Source organism: Butyrivibrio sp. VCB2001 (genome assembly GCF_000423965.1).
GTDB lineage: Bacteria > Bacillota > Clostridia > Lachnospirales > Lachnospiraceae > Butyrivibrio.
In genome coordinates this window covers 166,503-181,215 of record NZ_KE384119.1, presented here as the reverse complement: position 1 = coordinate 181,215, position 14,713 = coordinate 166,503, and the positions used below count along the sequence as shown (strand labels likewise).

At 41.8% G+C, this 14,713-nt stretch carries 4 protein-coding genes; 3 read left to right on the top strand and 1 reads right to left on the bottom strand.

Annotated elements, in window-relative coordinates:
• Positions 1-381: 381 nt before the first annotated feature.
• On the bottom strand, positions 382-882 hold the full coding sequence (locus G589_RS0118320; protein ID WP_155832590.1) for a hypothetical protein: 501 nt from the start codon (positions 880-882) through the stop codon (positions 382-384).
• A gap of 376 nt (positions 883-1,258) precedes the next feature.
• On the opposite strand from G589_RS0118320, the gene G589_RS0118315 reads away from it, so the two are divergent.
• From G589_RS0118315 to G589_RS20750, 3 genes are all read left to right on the top strand, one after another.
• Positions 1,259-7,102, top strand: a complete 5,844-nt coding sequence (locus tag G589_RS0118315; protein ID WP_026523133.1) for an InlB B-repeat-containing protein — start codon at positions 1,259-1,261, stop codon at positions 7,100-7,102.
• A gap of 200 nt (positions 7,103-7,302) precedes the next feature.
• Complete coding sequence (locus G589_RS0118310; RefSeq protein WP_051192608.1) at positions 7,303-7,533, top strand: hypothetical protein; 231 nt, start codon at positions 7,303-7,305, stop codon at positions 7,531-7,533.
• A gap of 64 nt (positions 7,534-7,597) precedes the next feature.
• On the top strand, positions 7,598-14,713 hold a 7,116-nt coding region (locus tag G589_RS20750; RefSeq protein ID WP_035776629.1), incomplete at its 3' end, for an InlB B-repeat-containing protein.

Below are 14,713 nucleotides of genomic sequence, written 5' to 3'. Positions count from 1 at the left end.
TAAAGCAAACTTTACAGTAGCAGTCCATATGTGCAGACTATATTACCGCAGAAAAACAACGCTACAAGTTTTGGAAGCCGTTATTTCGAAGAACCTCTTGCCAATTCGGCCAGATAGGAACTGGGAGCGAAATTTCGCGCCAAGAGTTTTCCGTGGCTTCTTATATAGAGTAGCATAACTGTGCTTGAATTCATAATTATGATTAGGCAGATTAGCGTCTGCCTATTAGGCATACCATAAAAAGCAAAAGAGAGACTGAAATAATGCTATCAGTCTCTCTTTATTATATCTTTGATTGATTCGCGACCCTTAACTTAATGACATTGGTACAAAGGCTGCTCCTTCTTATATTAATATTCCTCTCCAATCAGTAATGCCCAATCATCCAACCTTCTTCAGTCCGCTAACCACATTGAAAGCCTGTGCCTGTCTCATTCTCTCGGCAGTAACGCGCATCTTCCTGATCAGATATGCGATGATTCCTGAAATTGCAAGGCCTGCGACGGAAACTACGACGCCGAAGGCATTCGCTCCAAGTGCCGCACCCATGATCAGGGCGGTAGTATCGAGTATCATGCAAAAGAATGCGAATCCGCTTAACATGCTAAATGAGTTTGCCAGGGGGCTTGTGGTGGCAACCAGGAAACAGAATATTGAAAGCAGTATACCATCTGTTATGAACACGATTCCGTGGGTTACTGCAAAGAACAGCAGGTGTGATGAGCCGCCCAGGAGGCTGTAGCCCTTCATCATGCTCATGGCGCTTCCAGCGATCATTGTGCCACCGAATATTATCATGGCGATTCCCAGTATGATTGTTGCCAGAGCCAGGTCTGAAACACAATCAATCAAACGTATCTTATTATTCTTTAAATTTCTCATACCCTTTTTCTCCATACTTCTTTCTCAATCCCACTCGAGAAACAAAACTCTTTTTCCCAACACAATTATTTAAATTACAAGATATAGTATAAGCGAAAAAGCGAACGAAAACGATTAAGAAACAATAAAATAAACGAAAAGAAATGATAACAGAATATTAATAAATCGAATAAATTGACTATATATAGTAATTCTGTTGCCGATAAAGCCTATACAATGAACCTATAAACCGCCAATTTATAAAAAGTTTAGAATTTAGGACACAATTTGAACACATTTTGAACAAAATTTGGTCACAATATGATGGGTAGTATGATAGGTCTTTTTGTAAAATTTTTAAAGTAACAGAAATTATCTTATGAGGGAGGTAATTTAAATGTTTAGAAAGTGGAACAGATTTTTAGCTTTTCTCCTTTCATTAGCTCTTGTGATCACAACCTTTGGTAGTGATCTTGCAACAGCTAAGGTTTATGCGGAAGAGGGAGAAACAACGATCGAAGAGGCTGCAGAGCCCGAAGAGTCTGCACCTGAAATCTCCGAGGAGATTCCTGAGGTAGAGGAGGTAGTGGAAGAAGTACCTGCTCCTGCCCCCGAGGAACCCGAAGAGGTTATAGATGGAGTCGACGAGGAAGTCGGCGAAGAGGATCCCGAGAACCCAGAGGGTGAGGATCCCGAGAATCCTGAGGGTGAGGAAGAGGTAAAAGACCCTGAGGAAGAGCCTGAGGCAGCAGAAGGCGAGGAGAAGATCGTCACTGTTACTTATGAGTCAGGCTTCGGCGGATCAGTTTCAAAAGAATCTGAGTCCATTGATATTAATAAAGAAGACGCAGCGTTCGAAGGTGCAACAGCAACTCCTTGGAACGACAAGTATACCTTTGCTAACTGGACAAAGGACGGCGAAGTAGTTTCTGAAGATGCTACTTTTGTTCCTGCCGGCATCGAAGAGGACACAACTTTCAAGGCAAACTTCAAAGCAGCTGAAAACATCGGCGAAGAGATGCCTTCTATCAGCGAGTCCAAGACAACCGGCGGTATTAGTGTATCTGTAAGTGCTCCTGCAGGTCTTTTCCCTAAGGGCACAACAGTTTCAATCGAAGCAATCCGTGATGACGTGGCTCTTGCTACTGCACAGGAAGCGATTCCTACAGCTACAGCAGCTAAGGGTGTTGACATTACTTTCAATGATGCAGACGGCAACGAGATCCAGCCTGCAAACAACAAGTATGTATCAGTAACAATGTCACTGGCTGAGGCACTTGAAGGTGACAACTTCGCAGTAGTTCATGACCACGGCGATGTTGAGACTATTGGTGCAAGCATCAGCACAGATGGCGAAGGTAATGCTACAGGAGCTTCATTTGCTTCAAATGAGTTCTCTGTATACATTATTTCAAATCAGGATTCCGGCCTTGAGCGTAAGGTTGAGAATTACACATTCGAAGTTTATGATGGCAGCGCATGGAACGTAGTTTCAGAGCAGTCTATCAAGTCCGGCGAAACTCTCAACAACCCCGGTATTCCGGATCTTGAGTCAAATCAGGAATTCAAGGGATGGTTCATCGTTGACGGTGATACCTGGGGCGCAGAAGTTGCGTTTGGACCTAAGAGTGATATCGCTGCAAATGCAGATTATAAGGTAAGAGCAAAAGTTACAACAACATACCACATTGTATTTAAGGGTGTTGATGGACAGGTTGTTCAGGTTAAGAACGTAGATATTGATGCAGGTCAGTCAACTGACATCACATTGGATATCACAGTTCAGCCTAAATTAGATACTCAGAATTTCACAGGCTGGAAGAACCTTAAGGGCGACTTCTATGCAGATGGAGCTTTACTTGATGCAAGCGATCCTAACAATGCGGTTCTTGTAGCAGAGATTGAAGATGGATTCTGGGTAAACTTTGATTCGAATGATGGTGGCGCAGGCGGTGGAGCTTCTTACATACCTCCGCAGTTTGTAAAGATGGGCCAAAAGGCAACAAGACCTGCAAATCCTACACGTGGTGGCTATGTATTTACTGACTGGTATACAACAGCAGAGTGTACAACAAAGTTTAATTTCAATACATCAATAAATTCAGCAACTACTATTTTTGCAGGATGGAAGCTCGGCAAGGCTCCGTTTACAGTAATCATCCAGAAACAGAACCTTAAGGATGACAAGGATGCCAGTGATGCTGAGAAGACATATGATTACGATAGTTCCATGGTTATCACCGGTTATGATGCAGATAAAGAGATTAATGCAAGCATGCTTTCTGCAGCTATGGGCATGGAATTTGATGGATTCACAGTTAATCCTAACTTCAAGGTTGTAAACCTTAAAGCTGATGAAGGAAAAAAGATTTCTCCTAAGGGAACAACTATAGTTTATGTTAACTATGACAGAGATCTGATCACTTATAATTTCTATACATGTGAAGTTAAGCGTCATGGCAGTGGCTGGAGCTCATATTATCAGGTTGAGAATATAAAGGCTTATAATCCGTCAACATTTACAGGCCTTTATGGGCAGGATCTTTCTGAGTACGGATATGTATGGCCAAGTGAAAGAGTTTGGCATGAAGGAAAAGGCATAAGTGATGCTGGATCCCTTTCCGGAACTCGTATGACCTTCCTTAGCCAGTTTAGTACTTTGGAAAGCCTGGACTTCTATAGTACTGACACACCGGAAGGAGAGCATTCTATCAATCATTATGCTCAGAACCTTAATGGAACATATCCTTCAGATCCGACAAACTCCACACAGAATAGCGGATATGGAACGTGGTATTCTTCTAATAAATACAGAGGATTTACTGTTAAGGAATATTCGTTTGACAAGAATACTTGGATACCCACTCATGATGGCGACAGCTTCCAGTTCGGAAGTGCATATCAGGACTGGTATGGAACATGGCATTATACATATACCGATCTCTATATCAGATATGAGCGTAACTACTATAACTTCACAGTTGCCAGCGTAACAGAGCCTATTGACCCTGCACATCCCGAAAATATTACTAAGACCACACCTAAGGAGGAGCAGGTTTACAAGCTTCTTTATGAAGCAGAACTTAGCGGCAAGAAGGAAGAGGCTATTGCTCTTGCAAACAGTCTTACACCTCCTGCAGGCTATATGATCAAGAAAGATGGTGACACAGTCCTTTGGAAAGATGAAGCAGGAAGTGAGCCGTTTGAGTGGGATCAGACAATGCCTGCTAACAACGAAACACGTGCGTATGTTGTTTGGACAAAGGGCAAATATAATGTAACACTTGACCTGAGAGCAGACGATGTAGTTATTGAGAACGACCAGAAAACAAATTTCAAGGTATGGTACGACGAAAAAGTAGATAAGGGCGCTATCACTTCTAATTTCAAGAGAGCTGGCTATGAGCTCGTTGGATGGTTTAATGTATCAGACAACAAACCATACGATTACGGCAAGGTAAGAGCTGACGTTAACCTCTACGCTAAGTGGAGAAAACTCGGCGGAGTTAAGATCGTATATCAGGAGAAGGGTACAGCAGTTGTTGACGGCGAGACAGTTACAGTTAATGGAACACTTCCTGATGAGAAGAGAGACCATTACACCTATGCAGCTGATTCAACAGTAGTTGTTACAGCAGGTGCTACAGCTCCTGCGGGATATACCTTCATAAGATGGGAACTCCTTGATAAGGACGACAACAGAGTTGCTCTTTACTACCCGAATGCTAACTTCACTATCGATGATAGCTATATCAGAACAAGAGTTGAAGGCGAAGAGACCATCAATGAAGTAGTACTTCGTGCATTCTATGAAAAGACCGGCGCCGGAACAGACGATGTTTACACAACAGTAACTTATGATCCGGGCGAAGGCACAGGAACAGTTACAACAATTTCTACAGTAACAGTAAAAGGAAAGACACATAAGCTTCGTGTAAATGAAGCAATCCAGGCTTGGACAGCAGATGACGCAGCAGGTGCAGGTTTTGCATATGCAGGACATGAGCTTATCGGTTGGAATATTGATAAGCAGGCTGCAAAAGCCGGTGAAAAAGCAATAGAGCTTGGTGAGGAATACATCATTGCAGATAATGAGGACAATGAAGGTAATCCTAAAGACAACACACTCTATGCAGTATGGAAGTCCAATAAAGGCGCTTACACAATAAGATATTATGAGGAATATCCTGATTTTGTTGGTAGTGCTCCTAAACTGCTCGGAGAGAAATCCTACACCGAGATCGATCCCGGTGAAGTTGTTTCAGTACCGGAAGGAACAGCAGAAGGTCAGATTGACTGGAAGAGACCTGCAGGCTATCAGGGTGGTGTAGCATCTCCTACATCTCTTACAATTGTAGCCAGCGAGTATGATGCAACAGGCGCAATCACAAATCCTCAGTACATTGATGTTGTTTATTCACCTATTACCGTAACTATCAAAGTTGCAGGTAAGACATACACCAAGACTTTCAATGGACAGGACCAGACAGTACCTGATGAGGCCGGAGATCTTGGATTTGAGGTAAAAGAGATTACTTATAGCGCAACTGTTGAGGAGTCCCAGAAGATTCAGGACAGCGAAGTTGCACTCAGAGATGGCCTTACACTTTCAGTAACAGGTAAAGAAGTTGATGAGTATGAACTCTCACTTAATCCTGAGATGTTCGTATGTAACAACACGAACTTCGAGTACGTTACATTTGAAACTGAAAACGGCAAACTCATTATTACACCTATTGATGAAGTAATAGTAACAATCAAGGGTAATCAGGAAACAAAACCTTACACAGGTAAGGAACAGAGCACAACAGGATACGATGTTGTAAGTATCAGCAATGACCTCTACACCGAGGAAGATTTCGAGTACACAGGTGATTCAGGCGCAGTTGGAACTGATGTTGGAAAGTACAACATGGGACTTGCAGATACTGATTTCAAGAACCTGAGTAAGAGCTTTAAGAAGGTAACATTTGTAATAGAAGAGGATGGTTACCTCGAGATCACACCTCGTACTGTAAACCTTACAATTAAGGGTAACATAAGTGATCCTGTCAAGAAGTTCAACGGCGAGAAGCAGCAGGAGAAAGGCTTCAAAGAATTTAAGGCAGAAGTTATAGAAGTTGCAGATGTAGAGACTCCTGACTTTGACATCACAGCAATAATCTATGACGAAAACGTTGCACTTGCAGAGGGCATTACTCCAAACGAGTATCCTATGGGACTTGAGGAAGATATGTTCAAACTCAATCCTGAGGAAAAGAACTTTGTACTGGGTGAGATCGATCTTGAAGATGGTAAGCTTATCATCGTAAATGCAGATGAGCCTATCGCAATCTCACTTACAGCAGAGGAAATCGTATCTCCTTACAATGGATACACTCAGAAGTACGTGATCAGACCCGGTATCGGCGTTGTAGAGAGCGAGAATCCTGTACAGGCAACCATCGATAAAATCATGGGAGCAATTGCAGACTTCTTTACAATTAAGGCTGATGCAGCAGATGAAGATCTGACATTTGAGTACAAGGGTAATGATTACACTGTAAAGGATCTCGTAGTAACTGCAGAAGGCAGAGACGTTGGATCATACAACTTCACATATAGTGAAGATTACAAGGTTTACCTTGGTGAAGATGATGTAACTGCAAACTTCAAGATCAACGATGAAGGACTTGCAGAGAAGCTCACAATCACAAAGGCACCTCTTACAATCACAGCTGATAATAAGAGTAAGGTTGTAGGCGGAGCAGAACCTGAGCTCACAGCAACAGTTACAGGCCTTCTTGGTGAAGATTTAGCTATCAAGGCTGAGTATGAAGAAATGCTCAAAGATTTCTATACACTAAATCGTGACGCAGGTGAGGCAGTTGGATCATACACAATCCACAACAATAAGAAGGAACAGGCTGATTTTGCAGATATTAACAACTACGAAGTAGAGCTTGTTAACGGTACATTTACGATTACCGGTACAACACCTCCTCCTGGACCTCCAACACCTCCAGGACCTCCTGCACCTCCTACACCTCCTGCAACACCTGCAGCACCTCCGGCTGGCGCAGTTCTTGGAGCAACAAGAGAGGTTGAAGGACCTCAGGCAGCAGTTCTCGGAGCAAGAAGAGGTAGAACAGAGGATACAGCAAATACTACATCAAGAGTAATTGCAGTTATCATCGCAGCAGCTGTAGCAGCAACAGTTCTTCTTACAAATAAGAAGAAAGAAGAGGAAGAGGAAGCATAAGGCTTAGAGCTAAAAGCTCTTTTCCCTAATAATTTAAACTGCACAGGACCCATTCCGAAAGGTTTGGGTCCTTTGTACGCAGAAGCGATAAGAAAAAGACATCAAAATTTTATCCTTATTTTACAAAATTTATCAATATTTTGATTGATTGTATGATGGGTCATTTTCTATAATGGACTTCATAAGGGGATTTTTGTGTTATGAAAAACTACGATTCATTAAGTAATACTAATCAGAATATAGATAAGAAGAAAGGCACCTTTGTCGTAAAGATCGAGTATTGTCAGCGCGGTACCTGGCAAGGTCAGGTGATCTGGGCTGAAGAGAATCGATCAGAGCGATTTAGAAGCGCGCTGGAACTTGTTCGTCTGATGGACGAGGCAATGGCCGGCGAAGCACAAATAGAGGTCAGAGAGACCAAGACATCGTAATTTCGTTTTATTAACTGTTTTTTGGTAATTTGTTGTCATTTTATTTAAGGGAGGTCGAAAGACTATGTTACACAAGTGGAACAGATTTCTATCATTCCTACTGGCAATAGCTCTTGTAACAACTACTTTTGGTAGTGATTTTGCAACTGCCAGAGCTTACGCGGTAGAGGGAATCGAAACTGATCTGTCATCAGATGATGATGGCATGGCAGACTTGTCTTTTGCTGAAGAAGTTACAGAAAGCAATGAAGAGTCTGCACAGGAGGTTACAGAAGTAACCGAGCCTACTGAGCCTACACAGGAGGTTGTAGAGGAACCTACAGCGGACGAAGAGACCCAGGAGGAAATTACAGAGGAGGAAACTTCTGAGGAAGAGATTACAGAGGAGACTGAGGAAGAAGAGCCTGAGGAAACCGAAACTGTAGTCGAGGAGAAGCTCGTAAAGGTTACCTACAAAGCCAGCAAGGGTGGTAGGGTATCCACTTCTTCCGAAGAAGTTGATATTAATAAGGAAGATGCTGCATTCCAGGGTTCAACAGCAACCGCTTGGAATGACAAGTACACCTTCGTTGATTGGACAGACGAGGATGGCAATCAGGTTAGTACCGATGCTACCTTCGTTCCTTCTGATGTAACAGAGGATGCAACTTTCACAGCTAATTTCCTTGCAGCTGAGGATATCGAGACAGCAATGCCTGCAATCTCTGCAGACAATGTTAAAGCCGGCGATATGATCGTATCTGTATCTGCTGATCCAGGTCTTTTCCCTGAGGGAACAGAGATCGTTATTAGTGCGGTTGATGATGATACAGCTGTAGAGCTCGCTGAGAAGTCACTTGGTGAAGGTAATGTTAAGAAGGCTAAGGCCGTTGACATTACTTTTAAGAAGGATGGTGTTGAACTTCAGCCTGCTGATTCAAAATACGTACATGTAAGCATCTCTTTTGATGAGGCTATTGAGAGTAATGATGCTGTTATGCTTCATGAGCATGATGGTGAGGTAAATGAGATTGAGAAAGCAGCTGTATCAGATACAGGTGCTGAGTTTGATGCGAACAAGTTCTCTATCTTCATCGTTGCTGAGGAAGGTCAGTCAACACACGAAGAAGATGAGAAGGCAGTTCTTACATATAATTTCTACATAAATGAGACTGATACAGAAGCTTATAACACCCAGTATGTTAAGCAGGGAGAGACTCTTGCAGATCCTGGAATTCCAACTCTTGAAAAAGATCAGGAGTTCTTCGGATGGTTTTATACAGAAGGCGACCAGGAAGTTAAGGTTACGTTTGGAGAAGTCGGCAAAGTTGAATCACAGAAGACAATCAACGCTTATGCCAAGATTAAGACTACATACTATGTAACATTTATAGGATCAGCGGGTGAAGTTGTTCAGGTACTTAAGAAAACAACAACCGACACAACAAAGCCTGTTGAGATAACTAAGGCTGAGATGCCTCACTATGAGCCTGCCAAGGATACACAGACCCTCAAGGGATGGTCTAAGGACAAGGATACCAGGACAGAAGAGGAGATGCAGTCAGGTGCTGATGACAGGGCTGTTGTTGACAAGATTGACGCAAGAAAAGACAAAATGCTCTATGCTGTTGTAGTTGACGCTTTTTGGATCACATTTGATGAGAATGATGATGCTTACCAGGGAGAAACTAAGATTTCAAGCGGTGGAGCAAGCTACACAGCGCCCATTCACGTTGAAAAAGGCAATGCTCCAAGCACTATTCAGGCAGAGGCTCCTGTACCAACACGTCCGGGATATACTTTTAAAGGATGGTACACCGGCCAGGTAAAGACTGAAGATGAGTCTGCCGGAATGGTAACAGGTGATGAGTTTAATTGGAATACGCCACTTACACAGGACACAACTGTTTATGCTAAGTGGGAAGCAAATCAGAATACTACATATACAGTAATTCTTTGGCAGCAGAAGATTACTGATAGCAAGGATACTACAGATAACACTAAAAAGACTTATGACTTCAAGGCAAGCTATACACTTAATGCTGCTACAGGAACAACGCTTAATGAGAACAGCATTAGCTCCTATAAGTCACAGCACGATGAGGGATTCCATTATAAGTGGTTTGAAGTTGTTTATTTGAAGAATGGTATTAAGACCGTAACTGATAGCGTTCGTGCAAAGGGTGATACGGTTATAAATGTATACTTTGATCGTGATCTGATGACGATTGACTTCCAGACATATAAAAGTAGTGGTTGGGGAGGCAGTTGGAGTACATGGTCTAAAGGAAAATATACCGGTTTGTATGGCCAGACGCTTGCTCAGAATGGATATTCATGGCCGACAGAGTATAGATGGACAAACAACGGCACAGTTTTGACGTATCTTAACGCATTCCTGTTCAAAGGTCTTGAGGGTGTAAGCGCTGATGGAACGACGCTTACTCAGTACGGATACGCTCAATCAGGTGATAATAAAATTCGTTTCTATACTGAGAATTTAGATGGAACATGGTATATGGCTCACGAAACTACTTCTAGTGGAGGAGCTTTCGGAATAACTAACAAGTATAATGGTTTTGAGGCTGTTCAGTACAGAACATCGTCTATCGAGCGTTATGTTTCTGGTCGAGAGTGGGTTGATGGATACTGGGGCTGGGGAGGATGGCATGATGGTCACTATGAAGATGTCTATTCTGAAAGAGAAGTTTGGTCAGAATGGGCTGATGCAGTTGCGGGTACAGGTAATAACGATGGAACAACTGTACCAACTGGATATGTAGACTTAGAGATTCGCTTTGCAAGAAAGAGCTACTCACTTTCTTTCAAGGATAACTTCAATGGAACAACTTCTGATGTAACAGATGTTGATGATAGTTTTGATGCTATTCTTTTCGAACAGAAGCTCAACAGTTATGAGAATCTTGCTCCTAAATTAGCGAATCTTCCCGGTTACACTTTCAAAGGATGGTATGAAGACCAGAATGGACAGAAAAAATTTAACTGGGATTCAGTAATGCCGGCTGCCAACAAGGTGCTCTATGCACACTATGAGAAGGATCGCTACCACATATCACTCAAGGCTGATGGTGGAGTACTTCCTGAGGGACAGATTGCAGAGTTCGACCTTGATTACGGGGATAAGATTGAGAAGGAATCAATTTACCGTACAACAAAGGCAGGATATGAGCTAGTTGGATGGTTTGATGATAAGACCGGATTTGCTTACGACTTTGCTGAAATAACAGAGGATGTAAACCTTACAGCTAAGTGGCGCAATCCCGGAACAGTTAATATTGTCTACGACGCTGCAGATCACGGAAGCAATCCTTTTGTGGACGAGTATAACTATGCAACTAATTCAGCTGTCGTAGTTGCTGCTCCGCCAGCAACTATTGAAGACGGTTATACATTTATTGGTTGGATGATAAATGGTGATTCTAAGAATACCATGTACTATCCTAACAACAGCTTTGAGATTACTTCGGACATTATCAAGGATAAGAAGGTTACTCTCACAGCTCAGTACCAGAAGACAGGAGCTCCTGGTTCTTCAACAGAGACAACAACTATTACTTACAAGGCAAACGGTGGTGTTGGTAATGATAAGGTAGTGGGTGTTGATCCTAAACTCTTTAAGAATGAGGGAGTAAAGGCTCTTACACTTGCTGAAGCAGGATTTACACGCGCAAATTACAAATTCCTGGGATGGTCTAAGACTTCTGATGGACAGGTTTGGCTTAGCGCAGAAGAACTTGCCCAGGGTGTAACAATTGCAGCAGACAATCTTCCTGATGCAGACGGTGATGGAAACCCTGATGTTCCTAATACTCTTTATGCAATTTGGGAAAAGATGGTTGGTTCTTATACCATTGAGTACTATAAGGGAGAAATAACAAATAATACAGACAAAGTCCACTTTATATATAAGACAGAAAGCAAACAGGTTGATGTAGGAACAGAGATCCGCTTAACCTTGGCTGAACTTAATTATAAGAAACCTACTATGGGTTATCAGGATGGTGTTCAGCAGGAAAATGTTCCTTATGTAATAGAAGAGCGTGATGACAATGTCATTTATGTTCTTTATAAACCTGTAAAGGTTACTGTTACTATTACGGGTAACACTGCAACTAAGAACTACACAGGCTCAGAGCAGAGTGTAGCTGGCTATACAGTATCAATCTCTGGTGATGGATACACTGAAAACGACTTTGCATTTGTTGGCGCAGAGGGTGTTGCCACTGTAACAGAAGATGGCAAGTTAATGCCTGCAGCAAAGGGAACAAATGTTGGACCATACACGATGGGGCTGACAAAAGATTGCTTTGAAAATCGCAACAGCAACTTTACTGATGTTAATTTTGTTATAGCTTCTGACGGTCAGCTTACAATTGATCCTATTGATGTAACAGTTACTATTAAAGGTAAGACTGAGACTGCTGCATACGATGGAGAAGAGCATAAACAGGTTGGATATGATGTAGAAATCAGTAATGCTATTTACAAAGAGTCTGATTTCACATTTACTCCTGCTGAAACAATGACACTTGAAGGCGGCAAGCCGGTTGCAGCAAGAACTGATGCCGGAAAGACCATGATGGGTCTCGCTGAGGGTCAGTTTGCCAATACGAACAATAACTTTAGAACAGTAACTTTCAATGTAACAGATGGTTATGTTGAGATTACTAAGATTGATGTTACTGTAACTATTACTGGTCGTTTTGATTCAAGAACTTATGATGGACAGGAGCATACCGTAACAGGTTACGATGTTCAGATCAGCAACAGTCTTTACAAAGAGTCTGACTTCACATTCAGTGGTACAGCTGAGGCAAAGAGAAAAGATGCCGGCAAGACCGATATGGGTCTTGAAGCTGGCCAGTTCAAGAACAATAATGACAACTTTGACAAAGTAACATTTACTATTGCCAAAGATGGTTACCAGGAGATTATTCCTGTTGAAGAAGTAAAGGTAACTATTGTTGGTAAGAACAACACAGCTGATTATGATGGACAGGAACACGCTGTAACAGGCTATGATATCACAATCAGCGATGAGCTTTACAAAGAGTCTGACTTCATCTTTGACTATGATGGAGATGGACAGGCAGACAGACTTGCAGATAAGGCAGTTGCCAAGAGAACAGATGCTGGCGAGACCAAGATGGGTCTTTCCAACACTCAGTTTAAAAACAACAATAATAACTTCAAGAAGGTTGTATTCGAAGTAACAGATGGTTATCAGAAGATCGATCCTATCTCTGTTATCGTTACAATCAAAGGTAGCACTGGCAGTTACGATTATGATGGAAAAGAGAAGAGCGTATCAGGATATGATGTATCTTTCTCAAATGCTCTTTACACTGAGGATGACTTTAAGTTCACAGGAACAACTACGGAAGTTAAGCGTACAGATGCCGGCAAGACCGAGATGGGTCTTACAAAGGAACTGTTTGTTAACTCAAATAATAACTTCAAGGACGTAGAGTTTGCGGTAACAGATGGCTATGTTGAGATCAAGAAGATCAATGCAACAGTAACAATCGTCGGTAATAGTAATACGTCAGCCTATGATGGCGAAAAGCATAGTGTATCCGGTTATACAGCTACAGCAAGTTCAGATCTTTATAAGGTCGATGGAGAAACAAAAGACTTTACATTCAGCGGAACTGCTTCAGCAGAAAGAACAGATGCAGGTAAGACTGATATGGGTCTTGCAGCTTCTCAGTTCAAAAACACAAATACAAACTTTGAGACAGTAACCTTTGAAGTAACTGATGGTTATCAGGAGATTACTCCTATCGACATCACTGTCACTATTGTTGGTAATAACAGCAGTGTTGACTATGATGGATCTGAGCATGTTGTTACAGGTTATGAAGTGACTGATATCAGTAATACTCTTTATAAAGAATCTGATATCACCTTTAGCGGAACCGCCGAGTCTAAGAGAACTGATGCTGGTAAGACCATGATGGGACTTACTCCTGATATGTTCGGAAACAGCAACAAGAACTTCGACAAAGTAACCTTCAACGTAACTGACGGTTACCAGGAGATCAAGAAGATCAATGTTACTGTAACAATTACAGGTAATACACTTTCTGTTTCTTATGATAATAAGGAGCACAGTGTAACAGGATATACAGCTAAGGCTGATTCAACTCTTTATGATGTTGAAAACGACTTTACTTTCAGCGGAGAAGCTTCAGCTGAAGGAATTGATGCTAAAAAATATCCGATGGGCCTTGTGGCATCTCAGTTCAGTAACCAGAATGCAAACTTTGATAAGGTAACCTTTAACATAACAGATGGTTATCTGGAAATTAAGCCTATCGATGTAACAGTAACTATAACAGGTAAATACAATTCAACTGTCTATGATGGTGAAGAACACGAGGTTACAGGTTATACAGCTACAGCAAGTTCAGATCTTTATAAGGTTGATGGAGAAACAAAAGACTTTACATTCAGCGGAACTGCAGCAGCTAAGAGAAAAGATGTTGGAAAAACCAACATGAATCTGGATGCATCACAGTTTGCTAACCAAAATACTAACTTTGACAAGGTAACCTTTAATGTAACAGACGGTTATCAGGAAATCACAGCTGTTGATGAAGTAGTTGTAACGATCACAGGTCATAACAACACAACTGACTATGATGGAAAAGACCATACTGTAACAGGCTATGATGTTGAGATTAGCAACAAGCTTTACAAAGAGTCTGACTTCACATTCAGTGGAACAGCTAGTGCAACAAGAAAAGATGCCGGCAAGGCAGATATGGGACTTAAGGCAGAGCAGTTTAAGAACAATAACGCAAACTTTGCTAAAGTTATTTTCAATGTAACTGACGGATATCAGGCTATAACTCCTATCAATGTAACAGTAACAATCGTTGGTGATAGTGTTACAACAGATTATGATGGTCAGGAGCATGTTGCAAGAGGCTATAAAGTAACAGATATCAGCAATAATCTGTTTAAGGAGTCTGACGTTCAGTTCCATGCAGAAAACTATGAGAATGGTGCAGTAGCTAAGAGAACCAATGCTGGAACTACTTATATTGGCCTTACTAAGACAGATTTCTACACTTCAAATTCAAACTTTGGAGAGGTAACCTTCAACGTAACAGATGGTTTTGTAACAATCAATCCTATCGATGTAACTGTAACGATTGTAGGTAATAACAATACT